Here is a 15,493-nt window from a genome sequence, read left to right on the forward strand (position 1 = left end):
CATTCCCAGTCCTTCGGGTAATAAAGAAGCATGGACGTCACAGTCGACATCGCTCAGGGTACGGTCCGCGGTCAACAGAGCGGACCGGTCACCTCTTTTCTCGGAATTCCCTACGCCGAAGCGCCGTTCGGTGCCCGCAGGTTCGCGGCGCCCAGCGCACCCCCGTCGTGGAGCGGTGTCCGAGATGCCTTGACGTTCGGGGCCACGGCCCCCAAGATCGGATACCGACCGCCCGTCAGCGACATACTCACCGAGCCAGTGGTTCCCGGTGACGAATGCCTGAACGTGAACGTGTGGACACCCGACGTGTCCGCGTCGGGACTGCCGGTGTTCGTCTGGATCCACGGCGGGGCATTCGTGAACGGGAGCAACGCCGTGCCCATCTACGACGGCTCGGCGTTCGCGAGGGACGGCATCGTCGTCGTCACCGTCAACTACCGTCTCGGCGCCGACGGATTCGCGAGAATCGACGGAGCGCCTGCCAACCGAGGTCTCCTGGACCAGGTCGCCGCACTGAGGTGGGTGCGTGACAACATCGCTGCCTTCGGCGGAGACCCGAACGCGGTGACCGTTGCCGGTGAATCGGCAGGGGCGATGAGCGTCGGGACCCTGATGTCGATGCCGTCGGCGGAGGGGCTCTTCCGGCGCGCGATACTGCAGAGCGGGGCGGGCTACCACGTCATCACCGAGGGTACTGCCACGAAAGTAGCCGAGGCGCTTGCCGATTCACTCGGCGTGCAACCCGATGTGAACGGTTTCGGTTCTGTGCCGGTGGAAGCGTTCGTCGACGCTCAGCGTGAGCTCGGCGACCGCGTCACCGCGGAAGCCCCGACCGGAGCGTGGGGTGAACTGGCGTTCAACATGATGCCGTTCGAGCCCTACGTCGACGGAGATGTCGTGCCCGACGTTCCGCACCGGAGAATCGCCGCAGGCGCGGGCTCGGAGATCGATGTTCTGATCGGCACCACCAGCGAGGAGTTCGCGTTCTTCCTGGTGCCGGCCGGTGTCGTCGGGTACGTGGACGAGGCACGGGTTCGAGCCGCGATCGGCGCGTACGGTGCCGACGTCGAGCAGACACTCGACGTCTACCGGGCGCAGCTGCCCGACGCGTCACCCGGCGAACTGCTCATCGCGGTGATCACCGACTGGTTCTTCCGCATCCCCGCCGTACGCGTCGCGGAGACCCGCGGCGGAAACGCCTTCGTCTACGAGTTCACGTGGCGATCCACTCTCTTCGACGGCGCCCTCGGGGCATGTCATGCCCTGGAAATACCGTTCGTGTTCGACCTGCTGGACAAACCGGAGACGGCGCGCATCACCGGAGCGAACCCACCCCAGCAGGTGGCCGACGACATGCACCGAGCCTGGGTCGACTTCGTGCGCGACGGCTCGCCCGGCTGGTCCCGGTACGGGGCGGATCGATCGGTGATGATGTTCGGCGACCGGACCGAAGTGGTCGACGACCCCCGTGCGTCGACGAGGGAAGTCTGGGCCGGGGTGCGCTGACGAGGTCTCGTTTCACAGGTAAGGCGTCGACAACGGGTCTATAGTCACCACCAACCTGCGGGCTGGAGTGGCAATGGACGCTTTGGATCTATCGAGGTGGCAGTTCGGAATCACGACTGTCTATCACTTCGTACTGGTGCCGCTGACCATCGGTCTCGCGCCGATGGTCGCGATCATGCAGACGATGTGGATGATCACCGGGAAGGACTCCTGGTACCGGCTCACCAAGTTCTTCGGCAAGCTTCTGCTGATCAACTTCGCGCTCGGCGTCGCCACCGGAATCGTTCAGGAGTTCCAGTTCGGCATGAACTGGAGTGAGTACTCGCGGTTCGTCGGCGACGTCTTCGGTGCTCCGTTGGCGATGGAAGGTCTCGTCGCGTTCTTCCTCGAATCCACGTTCCTCGGACTGTGGATCTTCGGCTGGGAACGACTGCCTCGGGGCGTCCACCTCGCGACCATCTGGCTCGTCGCGATCGGTGTGAACGCGTCGGGATACTTCATCGTCGTCGCGAACTCGTTCATGCAGCATCCCGTCGGCGCGGAGTACAACGCCGAGTCCGGCCGGGCGCAGCTGACCTCGATCGGTGACCTGCTGTCCAACAACACTGCGCTGGTTGCCTATCCACATGTCATCGCCGGCGCGTTCCTGACGGCCGGAACCTTCGTCGCCGGTATCTCCGGCTGGTGGATGGTGCGAAACATGCGTCGGGGCCGCGAACAGGAAGCTCGTGAACTGTTCCGTCCGGCAACACGTCTCGCGCTGCTGGTGATGGTCGTGGCAGGCGTCGCCGTGGCGTGGACGGGGGACTCGCAAGGCAAGCTGATGTTCGTGCAACAGCCGATGAAGATGGCGTCGGCGGAATCGCTGTGCAACACCGAGACCGACCCCGACTTCTCGGTCCTCACGATCGGCACACACAACAACTGCGACAGCGTGACATCGGTGATCGAATTACCCTTCGTGCTCCCGTTCCTCGCGGAAGGCAAATTCTCCGGAGTGACACTGCAAGGCGTCGAACAGTTGCAGGAGCAGTACGAGCAGGAATTCGGACCGGGCAACTACACACCCAATCTCTTCGTCACGTACTGGTCGTTCCGAATGATGATCGGGCTCGCCGCTGGATCGGCCGCGCTGGCGCTCGCCGGGCTGTGGGTCACCAGGCGCGGGCGGGTGCCCGATCAGCGCTGGTACTCGTGGCTGGCGTTGATCGCGATACCGATGCCGTTCCTCGCCAACAGCGCCGGCTGGATCTTCACCGAAATGGGCCGACAACCGTGGATGGTGCACCCCAACCCGACCGGCGTGGACATGATCCGGTTGACCGTCGACCAAGGTGTGTCGGGGCATTCCGCCGCAACCGTGTGGATTTCCATCGTCACCTTCACGCTGCTGTACGGGGCACTGGGCGTCGTGTGGCTGAAGCTGATGATCCGATACGCGAAGGAAGGCCCCATGGATCACGACAAAACACCGCCGGATCCTGCTGAACCGAAGCAACTTTCGTTCGAGTACTAGGAGGCGACGATGGCCGAGATGTGGTTCGTGATCGTCGCAGTACTCTTCGTCGGCTACTTCCTGCTGGAGGGCTTCGACTTCGGCGTCGGAATGCTGATGCCGATCGTGGGGCGGCGCACCGATATCCCGCCGGACGTTCGACGTCGGGTCGTATTGAACACGATCGGACCGGTGTGGGACGGCAACGAGGTCTGGTTGATCACCGCGGGCGGCGCACTGTTCGCAGCCTTCCCGGACTGGTACGCAACCCTGTTCTCCGGCTTCTACCTTCCGCTGCTGCTGATCCTGGTGGCCCTGATCCTGCGGATCGTCGCGATCGAATGGCGCGCGAAGATCGACGACGACAACTGGCGCCGACGATGCGACTGGGGGATCGTCTTCGGGTCATGGGTTCCGGCCGTGCTGTGGGGCGTCGCCTTCGCCAACATCGTGCGCGGGGTCGAGATCGATGCGCAGAAGCAAGTGGTGTCCAGCCTCGTCGATCTGCTGAATCCGTACGCCCTGTTGGGCGGCGTCACCACCGCCGTGGTGTTCGCACTCCACGGCGCGGTGTTCCTCGCACTGAAATCGGCCGACGAGATCCGCGAGGACGCAGTCGCCATCGCAGCCAGGCTCGCAGTACCTGCCGTGCCGATCGCCGGAGCCTTCGTACTGTGGACCCAGATCGCGTACGGCAAGGGATGGACCTGGATCCTCGTCGGCCTCGCCGCGGCAGCCCTTCTGGGCGTCGTGGTCTTCACCCGAGACGAGAAGGAAGGACGTGCCTTCGCGCTCACGTCGATCGCCGTCGTCAGTACCGTGACACTGCTGTTCGCGTCGCTGTTTCCCAACGTCATGCCGTCCACCCTCGACCCGGCCTACAACCTGACCATCGCGAACGCGTCGTCCAGCCCGTACACACTGACCGTCATGACCTGGGTCGCCGCCTTCATGACGCCCGTCGTGATCCTGTACCAGGCATGGACGTACTGGGTCTTCCGCCAGCGCATCTCCAGCACCGCCATCGGACAGTCCCACGGATTGAAATGGGCGGGGCGTAGCTGACCCTGTTTCTGTAGAAGGGGTGCCAGGTCAGGGCTTTCGCCCGAAATGTCCGATAAACGTGTGCAGCACAAGACAATTCGGTCTGCTCTGGCCTATCGTCGACGCCTGTGAACCAACCGACGAGTAAGTTCAGGCTCAACCCCATGCGCCCGCGTGACGCAGCAGAACCGCATCGCGCCGCGAGTCCGCTGGAGTTGTTCTTCGACCTGGTGTTCGTGGTCGCCGTCAGTATCGCGGCGGTTCAGCTGCATCACGCGTTGACCGAGAACCACGTCCTCGACGGTATTGCCAGCTACCTCATGGTGTTCTTCGCCATCTGGTGGGCATGGATGAACTTCACCTGGTTCGCGACGTCGTTCGACACCGACGATTGGCTGTATCGCGTACTGACGGTGGTGCAGATGGCGGGCGTGCTCGTGCTTGCCGCGGGAATCGAACCGGCGTTCACCGACAAGGACTTCACGATTCCGGTGCTGGGCTACGTCGTGATGCGTATCGCGATGGTGGCGCAGTGGATTCGAGCGTCGAGGGCGCCCGAGCACCGGAAGACGGCGTTGATCTACGCGTCCGGTATCGCGGCCGTTCAAGTGCTGTGGGTTCTGTGGCTGCTGGTCCCGCAGAGTCCGGTGCAGATCGTTCTGTTCGTGGTGTTCGCGGCACTGGAGATCTCGATTCCCGTCGTCGCCGAGAAGTCCGGTGGCACAACACCGTGGCACCCGCATCACATCACCGAGCGATACGGACTGTTCACGCTCATCCTCCTCGGCGAATCACTTCTCGCGTCGGCCAACGCCATCATCGAAGCTCTCCACGACGAGACCGCGCTCGCGCCACTGATCTCCATCTCGGTGCTGACGCTCGTGGTCACCGCCGGACTGTGGTGGATCTATTTCTGGCCGCCACATCACCGTGCGATCGGTGGATTCGGCACGTCACTGACCTACGGTTACATGCACTACTTCATCTTCGCCGCGGCCGGCGCGTTCTCGGCAGGCATCGAAGTGGAGATCGACGTGCTGACCCATCACAGCGAGCTCGGCGACGTCGCCGCATCGTTCACCGTGACGGTGCCCATCGCAGTGTTCGTCCTCGGCATCTGGTTCATCGCTATCAAGGACAACGCGGATCGCGTCGTCAACACCGTCGTTCCCGTCGGCGCCCTCCTGGTCCTCCTCGACCCGGTCATTCCCATCCCGATCACGCTGACGGCCGTCGTGATGGCGGTGATCGTGGCGGTGCTCGTCGTACACCGTCCCGTCGACGCGGCGCACCACGAAACCGGGCATGAGAAACTCTCCTCATGAGTATCGGAACCTTGATTCTGCTCCGCCACGGCGAGAGCGAATGGAATGCGTCGAACCAGTTCACCGGGTGGCAGGACGTTCGCCTCACCGACAAGGGCGAAGCAGAGGGCAAGCGCGCAGGTGAGCTGCTGAAGGAAGCAGGCGTGCTCCCCGACGTGCTTTACACCTCGCTGCTGCGTCGCGCGATCAGTACCGCGAACATCGCCCTCGACGCCGCGGACCGGCACTGGATCCCCGTCGTCCGCGACTGGAAACTCAACGAACGTCACTACGGCGCGCTGCAGGGACTGAACAAGGCTGAGACGAAGGACAAGTACGGCGACGAGCAGTTCATGCTGTGGCGTCGCAGCTACGACACCCCGCCGCCGCCCATCGAGGTAGGCAGTGAATTCAGCCAGGACAGCGATCCCCGATACGCAGACCTCGACAGCGTTCCACTCACCGAGTGCCTGAAGGACGTCGTCGACCGGCTCATCCCGTACTTCGAAGACGTCATCGTCGCCGAACTGAAGGCGGGCAAGAACGTGCTCGTCGCCGCACACGGCAACTCGCTGCGCGCTCTCGTGAAGTACCTCGACGAGATCTCCGACGCCGACATCGCCGGCCTCAACATCCCGACGGGCATTCCCCTGCAGTACGACTTCGTCGACGGCGAAGGCAAGCTGGTGCCGTCGAACCCGGGCGGAACATACCTCGACCCCGAAGCCGCCGCCGCAGGAGCCGCCGCGGTCGCCAATCAGGGCGGCAAGTAAGGCCCCGGTCCGAAACAGCAGGTGAACGATCGAAGAACACTGCCGACGAGGACTATGACGACCAGGGAAATGCCTGCACCCTGCGTATGTGAGGTGTCCATCGAACGTACGATTCCGGTGTGAGTGTTGCATCGGCCGTACTGCTGGCTATCGCCACGGCCTTCGTCGGATATCTCGTCGGCGGTGTTCTGATCCCCTATCTCGCGACACGTCACTCCGAACGCGCACGCGCAACGTCGGGACTGACGATGTCGCAGGTACTGGATCTGATCATCCTGGCGTCGGAAAGCGGCATCGCCGTCGTCGACCGCTTTCACGACGTGGTCCTGTCCAACCCACGGGCCGAGGAGCTCGGTCTGGTGCGTAACCGCCTCATCGACGACCGTGCATGGGAAGCCGCACAGAAGGTCCTCGCCGACGGCCACCCCGTCGAAGTCGACATCAGCTCCAAGGACGCCCGCACCACCACCAGCCGAGATCGCATGGCCGTGCGGTGTGTGGCGCGGATGCTGAGCAAGGAAGACCAACGCTTCGTCGTGCTGTTCGCCGACGACGATTCCGAACAGGTTCGGATGGAAGCGACCCGTCGGGACTTCGTCGCCAACGTCTCTCACGAACTCAAGACGCCCGTCGGCGCAATGAGCCTGCTGGCCGAGGCACTGCTCGAGTCCGCCGACGACCCCGATTCGGTCCGCCACTTCGGCGGAAAAGTCGTGGCAGAGTCGAAGCGCCTCGGCAACATGGTGACGGAGCTGATCGCGCTCTCCCGCCTCCAAGGCGCCGAGAAGTTGCCCGACCTCGAAGTCGTCGACGTCGATACCGTCGTCAACGAAGCTCTCGATCGGTCGAAGATCGCCGCCGAGAACGCGGGAATCACCGTCACCACCGACCACCCCAGCGGCCTCGAAGTGCTGGGGGACCAGGCACTGCTGGTGACGGCGCTCGCCAACCTGATCCAGAATGCCATCGCCTACTCATCGGACGGATCGCCGGTATCGGTGTCGCGGGCACTGCGAAGCAGCTGCGTCGCCTTCGCGGTCACCGACCGCGGAATCGGCATCGCGAAAGAAGACCAGGAGCGGGTCTTCGAACGATTCTTCCGCGTCGACAAAGCACGGTCGCGGGCAACAGGAGGCACAGGTCTCGGCCTGGCCATCGCCAAACACGTCGCAGCCAACCACAACGGGAGCATCTCGCTGTGGAGCAAGCTCGGCACCGGATCGACATTCACTCTGCAGATCCCTGCGTATTTCGAAGAGGACGACCTCGCGTCGTTAGAAGGAGAAGAACAGTGACCAACGTCTTGATCGTCGAGGACGAGGAATCGTTGGCCGACCCTCTGGCCTTTCTCCTGCGCAAGGAAGGTTTCGAGGCCACCGTCGTCGGCGACGGACCCTCCGCGCTGGCCGAGTTCGACAAGGCCGGCGCCGACATCGTGCTGCTCGACCTGATGCTGCCGGGAATGAGCGGCACCGACGTGTGCAAGCAACTGCGTGCACGGTCCGGCGTCCCGGTGATCATGGTGACCGCACGCGACAGCGAGATCGACAAGGTCGTCGGACTGGAACTGGGTGCGGACGACTACGTCACCAAACCGTATTCGGCGCGCGAGCTCATCGCCCGCATCCGCGCGGTACTCCGCCGGGGCAGCGACGCCGAGCTCGACGGCACCGCGGACACCGGTGTGCTCGAGGCAGGCCCGGTCCGCATGGACGTGGAACGACACGTCGTCCTGGTGAACTCGGAACAGATCACGTTGCCGCTCAAGGAATTCGATCTGTTGGAGTACTTGCTCCGCAACTCCGGTCGGGTCCTCACCCGCGGACAGTTGATCGACCGGGTGTGGGGCGCGGACTACGTCGGAGACACCAAGACCCTCGACGTGCACGTCAAGAGATTGCGGTCGAAGATCGAGAACGACCCTGCCAAGCCGGAGCATCTCGTGACCGTCCGAGGCCTGGGCTACAAGCTCGAAGGCTAGATCCTAGGGATGGGGCCTCACCCTCGCAGGATCGGTGATACTTGAAGGTTTAACATTCAGGTATTGCACTGAAACTGTATCGAGGAAGAAGTAAGTAATGAAGGCCCTTCAATACCGCTCCATCGGATCCCGCCCCGAACTCGTCGACATCGACAAGCCCACACCCGGTGCATCGGAGATTCTGCTTCGCGTCACGGCCGCAGGCGCCTGTCACTCCGACGAATTCATCATGGGCGTCTCCGAAGAGGAGTACTACTTCAAGCCCCTCCCGCTGACCCTCGGCCACGAGGTCGCAGGCGTCGTCGAAGCCGTCGGCAGTGGAGTCCACGACGTGGAGATCGGCGAATCCGTCATCGTCTACGGACCCTGGGGATGCGGCCGCTGCTACGCCTGCGCACAGGGCGACGAGATGAACTGCGAGAAGGGGATGCGCGCGCCCGGCATCTTCAGCGACGGCGGCATGGCCGAGTACATGATCGTCGACGACGCCCGCCACCTCGTCCCGCTGGGTGACCTCGACCCCGTGACGAGTGTGTCGCTCACCGACGCAGGCCTGACGCCGTATCGCGCGGTCAAGTCGGCGCTGAACAAGCTGACGCCCGGCACGACGGCCGTGGTGATCGGCGCGGGTGGTCTCGGGCACGTCGCCATCCAGATCCTCAAGGCGCTGACGCAGTCGACGGTGGTCGCGCTCGACCTGGGCGAGGAGCAGCTCGAGTTCGCCAGGAAAGTCGGTGCCGACCACACGTTCACCTCCGACGCAGCGGCTGCCGAGTCGGTCAAGGGACTCACTCGTGGCCTCGGCGCGGACGTGGTCTTCGACTTCGTGGGCATCCAGCCCACCGCGGATCTGGCCGCGAAGATGGTCGCGACCGCAGGACAGGTCGTCGTCATCGGTGTGGCAAGTGGCGCGGTGCCGATCGGGCAGCGGACGGTTCCACTGGACGTCACCGGACGTGCGATCAACTGGGGTTCGCGCGCCGAGCTGATGGAGGTCGTCGAGCTCGCCAAGCGCGGCGCCATCGAGATCCACGTCGAGAAGTACAGCCTGGACAACGCCACCGAGGCGTACGACAACCTGCACGCGGGCAAGATCCGTGGCCGCGCGGTAATCGTGCCCTGACGTCCGTTGTGAGTGGATATGTAGGCCTTGGCCTACATATCCACTCACGTAGGGGAGAGGGCCTACTTCGTCCGCTGGGCCTCACGAGTCGCTGGGTGCACCGCGATGAGGCCGAGGCCGCGGCGCCGCTTGCACAGCGACGCCAACTCGTCGTACGCGGGCTTGCCGAGCAGCTCGGTCAGCTCGGGCTCGTAGGACTCGAACACCTGCCTGCTGCCGACGTGCGCGTCGGGGGAACCCGAGCAGTACCAGGACAGGTCGTGCCCGCCCTCGCCCCATCCGCGCCGGTCGTACTCACCGATGGTCGTCTTCAGAACCTCGGTGCCGTCGGGGCGCGTCACCCAGTCCTGAGTGCGGCGAATCGGCAACTGCCAGCACACATCCGGCTTGACCTCCAGTGGCTCGATGCCTTTGCGCAGCGCCATCGAATGCAGCGCGCATCCGATGCCGCCGGCGAACCCCGGACGGTTCTGGAAGATGCACGCACCCTTGTATCGACGGGTGCGCAGCGACTGCTCGTCCTCGAGATCGTCGTACTCGACGTACCCCTTCTTCCCGAGTCCCTTGTCCCTGAACTGCCAATCCTCGGCCGTCAGCATCTTCACCGACGCGTCGAGTTTCTTCTTGTCGTCGTCGTCGGACAGAAACGCGCCGTGCGAACAGCAGCCGTCATCCGGGCGCCCGGCCACGGTTCCTTGGCAGGCGGGAGTGCCGAACACACACGTCCAGTTGGACAGCAACCACGTCAGGTCGGCGGCGATGATGTGTTCGGAGTTGTCCGGATCGGGGAATTCCACCCATTCGCGAGGAAAATCCAGGTCCACTTCTGCGGCGAAGGTGTGCTGCTTACTACCTGCTGTCACAAGTGTCGACGGTAGACCCAGTACCGTGGTCCTGTGCGATTAGGGGTGCTCGACGTCGGAAGCAACACGGTGCATCTGTTGGTGGTGGATGCGCACCGCGGTGGTCACCCCACACCGATGAGCTCGTCGAAGGCCACGCTGCGACTGTCCGAGAACACCGACGCCGACGGCAACATCACCCGCGAAGGCGCAGACCGGCTGGTGAACGAGGTAGGCGACTTCGCCTCGATCGCGACGAAGTCCGGTTGCGAGGAGCTCATGGCCTTCGCCACGTCGGCGGTGCGTGACGCACACAACAGCGACGATGTTCTGGCCCGCGTTCAGCGTGAAACGGGCGTCGCGCTGCAGACGTTGTCCGGTGTCGACGAAGCCCGTCTGACGTTCCTCGCAGTCCGCCGCTGGTACGGGTGGAGCGCCGGACGAATCCTGAATCTCGACATCGGCGGAGGGTCGCTCGAGCTGACGTCGGGAACCGACGAGGACCCCGACGTCGCGTTCTCCCTTCAACTCGGCGCAGGCCGCTTGACCAGGGATTGGCTCGACGGTGACCCACCGGGCAAGCGTCGCGTCGCGGTCCTGCGTGACTGGCTCGACGCCGAGCTCGCGACCCCGGCGAAGGAACTGCTGGCCGCTGGCGAACCTGATCGTGCCGTCGGAACTTCGAAAACGTTCCGCTCGCTCGCCCGGCTGACCGGAGCGGCGCCGTCGGCAGCAGGTCCGCGAGTGACCCGGACGCTGACGGCGAACGGTCTCAGGCAACTCATAGCCTTCATAACGAGGATGACTGCATCCGACCGTGCAGAATTGGAAGGAGTCAGCGCCGACCGATCACCGCAATTGGTGGCCGGGGCGTTGGTGGCAGAAGCGAGTATGCGAGCACTGTCGGTCGAGCAGATCGAGATATGCCCGTGGGCGCTGAGGGAAGGTTTGATTTTGCGGAAGCTGGACACCGAAACGGACGGCGATCTGGTGGTGCGGTCGACATGAGCGAGAACAACACCGATCCGGAGGACACCGGACAGATCTCCGTAGCCGAACTGCTCGCTCGCAACGGACAGAAGTCGACGTCGTCGAGCACCGGTGGACGCCGTCGACGCGGCGTCAAGGGCGGCATCTCCGTAGCGGAACTGACCGGCGAAATTCCCGTCGTCCGCGCCGAGCCCGCATCCGACGAGGCCCCGGTGATCGCCACGGACTCCAAGCAGGTGCCTGCGCAGGCCCCGGCGCCGGTCCGCACGCGCGAGACCGACGAACCGGAACCCGAGTTGCTGTCCGGATCGACGACGGCAGCCGGCGACCTGATGAACCGAGCTCACGACGAGGCCGACGAGCGGCGACCGTACGGCTCGACGGCGTCGCAGCGTCCGGTGCCCGCGGCGGGTCGACGCACGCCCGACGAGACCTCACGTTCCACGTCCGGCAGGCAGACGACCGGATTCGTGGCCCGTCCCCGCCCGTCGCGCCCGGAGCCGTCCGCCGCGACACCTGCGGACGCAGAACCGAAGACCGACGTCACGCCCAAGCCTGTTGTGCCCCCGAAGGCGGCAGGCCCGGCAGTCACGTCCACACCGGCAGCAACGTCGAGCCCAGCGACGCGTGCGTTCGCTCGACGTGACGACGCAGACGAGAAAGCGCTCGCCGAGGAGGAGACGACGCAGACTCCTGACCTGGTGAAGAAGGTCGCCGCGCTCGCCGACACCGAGGACGCTCCAGCCGAGGACAGCACTGCCGAGAACAGCACTGTCGCGGACAGGGACGCCTCCGCCGAGAGCGTCGAGGAGACGGACGAGTCGCAGCCGAGAGCCGAGAAGAAGGATGCCGCCAAGCAGTGGCTCGGGCTCGCAGGCCAGGGTGTTGTGGCGGTGGTCGTCGGCGCGCTGTTGTTCAAGGGCTTCGAAAGGCTGTGGGACGTCCTGCCGTGGGTGGCGCTCGTTCTCGCGGTTCTGGTGATCGTCGGTCTCGTTGCCGTCGTGCGGATCCTGCGCCGCACCGACGACCTCGTCAGCATGGTGATCGCCGTTGTGGTCGGTGTGTTCGTGACGCTCGGTCCATTGGCGTTTCAACTGAGTACTGGCTGACAGGCGCTCGGGTGTCGGGCGTAGCTGTCGGGTTGTCCACTGCCTCGGTGTATCCGCAGAACACCGAAGCGGCGTTTCGATACGCCGCCGAGTTGGGTTACGACGGCATCGAGCTGATGGTCTGGGCGGAGTCGGTGAGCCAGGATGCGGAGGCCGTACGGGCGTTGACCCGCAAATACGGCGTCCCGGTCCTGGCGATCCACGCGCCGTGCCTGCTCATCTCGCAACGCGTGTGGGGTGCGGATCCGGTGGCGAAGCTCGAGCGTTCGGTGCGTACGGCGGAGCAGTTGGGTGCGGCGACCGTCGTCGTCCATCCGCCGTTCCGGTGGCAGAAGAAGTACGCCGAGGGCTTCGGTGACCAGGTCGCCGAGCTGGAATCCGCGTCCGAGGTCGTGGTGGCCGTGGAGAACATGTTCCCGATGCGCGCGGACCGATTCTTCGGGCGCAAGGAAGGCTCGGCGGCGAGGCTCCGCAAGCGTGGTGGGCCGGGGGCTGCGGTGTCGGCATTCGCGCCCTCGTACGATCCGACGGATTCCGGCCACGCGCATTACACCCTCGACCTGTCGCACACCGCGACCGCCGGGACCGACGCCGTCGACATGATGGACCGAATGGGCGACGGGCTCGCGCACCTGCATCTCGCCGACGGTCGGGGCGCGTCGATCGACGAGCATCTGATCCCGGGCCACGGAGATCAGCCGTGCGCACAGGTCTGCGCCGAGTTGGTTCGCCGCGGCTTCCGCGGGCAGGCGGTGATCGAGATCAACACTCAGAACGCACGAACTCTGCCGGAGAGAGCATCGATGCTCGGCCAGGCCCTCGCGTTCGCACGCCGCCACCTGGCGTGAGCGCACCAGTACGTCCCGATTCGAAAGGCACACCACCGATGACCAGCCCCTTCGCCGCGGCGACGACGTTGACCCCGCTGGAGAGATCCGAGTTCGAAGGCAGCTACGGCGCGGTCATCGATTCGATCTGGACGATCGGGCCGAAGGTGCACGGAGGCACGATGCTGGCGACGTGCGCCGCCGCAGCGAAGGCGCAGCTGGGGGACGAGGGAGTACAGCCACTTGCCGTCAGTGTCAGCTACCTCAGCGCACCCGACCCGGGTGAGGTGCACCTGACCGCAGTACTTCGCAAACGCGGAAAGCAGGTCTCGCACGTCGACGTCGAGATGACGCAGGGCGGACGGGCCGCGGTTCGTGCAGTCGTCACCCTGGGGCGGCCGGACACCGACACCCCCCGGCACACGGTGGAATCGTCGCTGGCGTCGATGCCTGCCGCGCCGCCGCCGGAGACGGACGCGATCGGCGGCGAGCATCCGATGGCGTCGATCGTGCACCTGGCGCAGGGGTGCGAGATGCGGATCGACCCGACGTCGGCGCACTTCCTCACGGGGCAGCAGGGCGAACCCGAAGTTCGCATGTGGGTCAGGCCCCGACCGGGCGACGAGAACGACGTGGACACGGCAGCCCTGTTCGCGCTGATGACGGGCGACATCTGCGCACCCGTGACGATGAACCGAGGAATGTTCGGCTGGGCGCCGACTGTGCAGTTGACGACCTACCTGCGCAAGCAGCCTGCACCGGGATGGCTCCGGGTCGCCGCGAGCAGCACCGTCATCGGCGGAACGTGGTTCGAGGAGGATCACCTGGTACTCGACGAGACGGGCGACGTCGTCGTGCAGAGCAGGCAGTTGGCGATGGTGCCCCGGTAGCGTTCGGCGACTTCCGGGCCGCAATCTACGCTTGTCACCCATGACGAGAATTGCAGTAATCGGAGGCGGGCGGATCGGCGAGGCGCTGATCGCCGGACTGCTCGAAGCAGGCCACGCAGTCCGCGACCTGGTGGTCGCCGAGAAGTTCGAGGCCCGGGCGGCCGAGCTTGCATCCACCTTCGGAATCCTCACGACCTCGATCTCGGAGGCGTCGGAGAACGCGGACGTCATCGTTCTCGCCGTGAAGCCGGGCGACGTCGACGGCGTCATCACCGAGGTCGCGAAGATCGACCTGGACGGCGAGCGTGAACAGCTGATCGTGTCGTTGGCCGCCGGAGTCCCGACGTCGAAGTTCGAGCCGAAGCTGCCCGCAGGTTTTCCCGTCGTCCGAGTCATGCCGAACACACCGATGCTCGTCGGCGAGGGCGTCAGCGTCCTCGCGCCCGGCCGGTACGCCAAGACCGAACACCTCGAACTGGTCGAGAAGATCCTGTCCTCGGTGGGCAAGGTCGTCGTCGTCAAGGAGAATCAGCTCGACGCGGTGACCGCGGTGTCGGGTTCGGGTCCGGCGTACTTCTTTCTCGTCGCCGAGGCGATGATCGACGCCGGTGTCGGATTGGGGCTGCCACGCGACGTGGCGTCGGCGCTCGTCGTTCAGACGATGATCGGCTCGGGTGCGATGCTGGATCGCTCCGACGACACCCCGACCGAGCTGCGCTACGCAGTGACCTCACCTGGGGGAACGACGGCGGCAGCGGTGCGCCGGCTCGAGGAGGGCGGTCTACGGACTGCGTTCTTCGACGCGTTGTCCGCAGCCAACGATCGTGCAGCTGAGATGGGCGTCACACCAGAATAAAAAATCAGTTCCCTACACCCGTCGCAGTAACCCCATTGGTCACGTTAAGCTCACAGGTAGCACGTGCGTGTCTGTTCGGCAGGAGGGGAAGCCTGCCGCGCGAGACGTGCCGGAGGTAAGTGGATTGATGGTGCCTGCAAACAAGCCGGTCAAGAGTGCGTCCCAGGACGGACAGTCAGCTGTCGCTGGAACGCAGTTCCTCACGGTCGCGGAGGTCGCGACCCTGATGAGGGTGTCGAAAATGACTGTGTACCGATTGGTGCACGGCGGAGAATTGCCTGCTGTGCGAGTGGGTCGATCGTTCCGTGTGCATGCCAAGGCTGTGCACGATTACCTCGAGACCTCGTACTTCGACGCAGGCTGAGCGGCCCGAGAGTCGTCGGCGGTACACCTCGCCGAGCCGGTTTCGTGGAACCAGGTCCACCCCGGTAAGGTGAGGTTTCGTCGTGGTCGAGTAATATCGACACTCGTGCCAGGAGCTTCAAGAGCTTCGTCGGTTGCATCGAGCTTCGGCAAACGAGGCCCGAGCGCCAGCTTGGGGATCGACGGCTCGGTCCGCAGTACGTGGGCGGATGGGTTCGAGGCTGCCAGGTAGGCGTACGCAACTTGCGTGCGCGAAACGCTAGAGAAGAACGTGAGGACACCCGCCATGGGTTCAGTGATCAAGAAGCGTCGCAAGCGCATGTCGAAGAAGAAGCACCGCAAGCTGCTTCGCCGTACCCGCGTTCAGCGCAGGAAACTCGGCAAGTAAAT

16 protein-coding genes are annotated in these 15,493 nt (G+C 64.7%); 15 read left to right on the forward strand and 1 reads right to left on the reverse strand.

Annotation, left to right across the window (positions count from 1 at the left end):
• The first annotated feature begins 30 nt into the window (after positions 1-30).
• The 8 genes from CH292_RS07655 (at position 31) to CH292_RS07690 (ending at position 9,226) form a co-directional block, all read left to right on the forward strand.
• Positions 31-1,506, forward strand: a complete 1,476-nt coding sequence (locus CH292_RS07655) for a carboxylesterase/lipase family protein (RefSeq protein ID WP_094627677.1) — start codon at positions 31-33, stop codon at positions 1,504-1,506.
• 73 nt (positions 1,507-1,579) lie between these two features.
• A complete protein-coding gene (locus tag CH292_RS07660; protein ID WP_094654436.1) occupies positions 1,580-3,022 on the forward strand; it encodes a cytochrome ubiquinol oxidase subunit I in 1,443 nt (480 codons plus the stop codon).
• 9 nt (positions 3,023-3,031) lie between these two features.
• Positions 3,032-4,066 carry a cytochrome d ubiquinol oxidase subunit II gene (gene cydB / locus CH292_RS07665; protein ID WP_037182793.1) on the forward strand — a complete coding sequence of 345 codons (1,035 nt, stop codon included), beginning with the start codon at positions 3,032-3,034 and terminating at the stop codon, positions 4,064-4,066.
• 143 nt (positions 4,067-4,209) lie between these two features.
• Positions 4,210-5,370, forward strand: a complete 1,161-nt coding sequence (locus CH292_RS07670; RefSeq protein WP_094654437.1) for a low temperature requirement protein A — start codon at positions 4,210-4,212, stop codon at positions 5,368-5,370.
• The gene (locus CH292_RS07675) at positions 5,367-6,122 is read left to right on the forward strand and encodes a phosphoglyceromutase (RefSeq protein ID WP_019666523.1); all 756 of its coding nucleotides are present in this window, start codon (positions 5,367-5,369) and stop codon (positions 6,120-6,122) included. Before CH292_RS07670 ends, CH292_RS07675 begins: the two co-directional genes overlap by 4 nt.
• Before the next feature lie 119 nt (positions 6,123-6,241).
• Positions 6,242-7,417 (forward strand): cell wall metabolism sensor histidine kinase WalK, encoded by a 1,176-nt coding sequence (locus CH292_RS07680; protein WP_019666522.1) that lies wholly within the window; start codon positions 6,242-6,244, stop codon positions 7,415-7,417.
• The gene (locus tag CH292_RS07685) at positions 7,414-8,103 is read left to right on the forward strand and encodes a response regulator transcription factor (RefSeq protein WP_019666521.1); all 690 of its coding nucleotides are present in this window, start codon (positions 7,414-7,416) and stop codon (positions 8,101-8,103) included. Before CH292_RS07680 ends, CH292_RS07685 begins: the two co-directional genes overlap by 4 nt.
• A gap of 97 nt (positions 8,104-8,200) precedes the next feature.
• The gene (locus tag CH292_RS07690; protein WP_019666520.1) at positions 8,201-9,226 is read left to right on the forward strand and encodes an NAD(P)-dependent alcohol dehydrogenase; all 1,026 of its coding nucleotides are present in this window, start codon (positions 8,201-8,203) and stop codon (positions 9,224-9,226) included.
• Between the two features lie 62 nt (positions 9,227-9,288).
• On the opposite strand, the gene CH292_RS07695 is transcribed toward CH292_RS07690, so the two are convergent.
• Complete coding sequence (locus CH292_RS07695; RefSeq protein ID WP_020112528.1) at positions 9,289-10,089, reverse strand: hypothetical protein; 801 nt, start codon at positions 10,087-10,089, stop codon at positions 9,289-9,291.
• A gap of 33 nt (positions 10,090-10,122) precedes the next feature.
• Here CH292_RS07695 and CH292_RS07700 point away from each other — a divergent pair, with 33 nt between their 5' ends.
• The 7 genes from CH292_RS07700 (at position 10,123) to CH292_RS07730 (ending at position 15,491) form a co-directional block, all read left to right on the forward strand.
• Entirely contained in the window at positions 10,123-11,076 is a 954-nt protein-coding gene (locus CH292_RS07700) for a Ppx/GppA phosphatase family protein (protein ID WP_026348041.1), read from the forward strand.
• On the forward strand, positions 11,073-12,167 hold the full coding sequence (locus CH292_RS07705; protein WP_019666517.1) for a hypothetical protein: 1,095 nt from the start codon (positions 11,073-11,075) through the stop codon (positions 12,165-12,167). Before CH292_RS07700 ends, CH292_RS07705 begins: the two co-directional genes overlap by 4 nt.
• Positions 12,168-12,178: 11 nt before the next feature.
• Entirely contained in the window at positions 12,179-13,015 is an 837-nt protein-coding gene (locus tag CH292_RS07710) for a sugar phosphate isomerase/epimerase (protein ID WP_052062070.1), read from the forward strand.
• A 38-nt stretch (positions 13,016-13,053) separates the two neighbouring features.
• On the forward strand, positions 13,054-13,884 hold the full coding sequence (locus CH292_RS07715) for a thioesterase family protein (protein ID WP_019666515.1): 831 nt from the start codon (positions 13,054-13,056) through the stop codon (positions 13,882-13,884).
• 40 nt (positions 13,885-13,924) lie between these two features.
• Positions 13,925-14,740: a pyrroline-5-carboxylate reductase gene (gene proC / locus CH292_RS07720; RefSeq protein WP_019666514.1), complete on the forward strand. Its 816-nt coding sequence runs from the start codon at positions 13,925-13,927 to the stop codon at positions 14,738-14,740.
• A gap of 127 nt (positions 14,741-14,867) precedes the next feature.
• Positions 14,868-15,104, forward strand: a complete 237-nt coding sequence (locus CH292_RS07725) for a helix-turn-helix domain-containing protein (protein WP_019666513.1) — start codon at positions 14,868-14,870, stop codon at positions 15,102-15,104.
• Between the two features lie 285 nt (positions 15,105-15,389).
• Positions 15,390-15,491 (forward strand): 30S ribosomal protein bS22, encoded by a 102-nt coding sequence (locus tag CH292_RS07730; RefSeq protein ID WP_003402602.1) that lies wholly within the window; start codon positions 15,390-15,392, stop codon positions 15,489-15,491.
• The last annotated feature ends 2 nt before the right edge of the window (positions 15,492-15,493 follow it).

Source organism: Rhodococcus sp. 14-2470-1a, from assembly GCF_002259425.1.
Classification (GTDB): domain Bacteria; phylum Actinomycetota; class Actinomycetes; order Mycobacteriales; family Mycobacteriaceae; genus Rhodococcoides; species Rhodococcoides fascians_E.

What these genes read in the sequence shown, in the direction of transcription:
- proC (WP_019666514.1), top strand. Translation starts at nt 13,925, where the DNA reads ATGACGAGAATTGCAGTAATCGGAGGCGGGCGGATCGGCGAGGCGCTG.
- CH292_RS07690 (WP_019666520.1), top strand. Translation starts at nt 8,201, where the DNA reads ATGAAGGCCCTTCAATACCGCTCCATCGGATCCCGCCCCGAACTCGTC.
- CH292_RS07730 (WP_003402602.1), top strand. Translation starts at nt 15,390, where the DNA reads ATGGGTTCAGTGATCAAGAAGCGTCGCAAGCGCATGTCGAAGAAGAAG.
- cydB (WP_037182793.1), top strand. Translation starts at nt 3,032, where the DNA reads ATGGCCGAGATGTGGTTCGTGATCGTCGCAGTACTCTTCGTCGGCTAC.
- CH292_RS07670 (WP_094654437.1), top strand. Translation starts at nt 4,210, where the DNA reads ATGCGCCCGCGTGACGCAGCAGAACCGCATCGCGCCGCGAGTCCGCTG.
- CH292_RS07725 (WP_019666513.1), top strand. Translation starts at nt 14,868, where the DNA reads ATGGTGCCTGCAAACAAGCCGGTCAAGAGTGCGTCCCAGGACGGACAG.
- CH292_RS07660 (WP_094654436.1), top strand. Translation starts at nt 1,580, where the DNA reads ATGGACGCTTTGGATCTATCGAGGTGGCAGTTCGGAATCACGACTGTC.
- CH292_RS07675 (WP_019666523.1), top strand. Translation starts at nt 5,367, where the DNA reads ATGAGTATCGGAACCTTGATTCTGCTCCGCCACGGCGAGAGCGAATGG.
- CH292_RS07715 (WP_019666515.1), top strand. Translation starts at nt 13,054, where the DNA reads ATGACCAGCCCCTTCGCCGCGGCGACGACGTTGACCCCGCTGGAGAGA.
- CH292_RS07705 (WP_019666517.1), top strand. Translation starts at nt 11,073, where the DNA reads ATGAGCGAGAACAACACCGATCCGGAGGACACCGGACAGATCTCCGTA.
- CH292_RS07655 (WP_094627677.1), top strand. Translation starts at nt 31, where the DNA reads ATGGACGTCACAGTCGACATCGCTCAGGGTACGGTCCGCGGTCAACAG.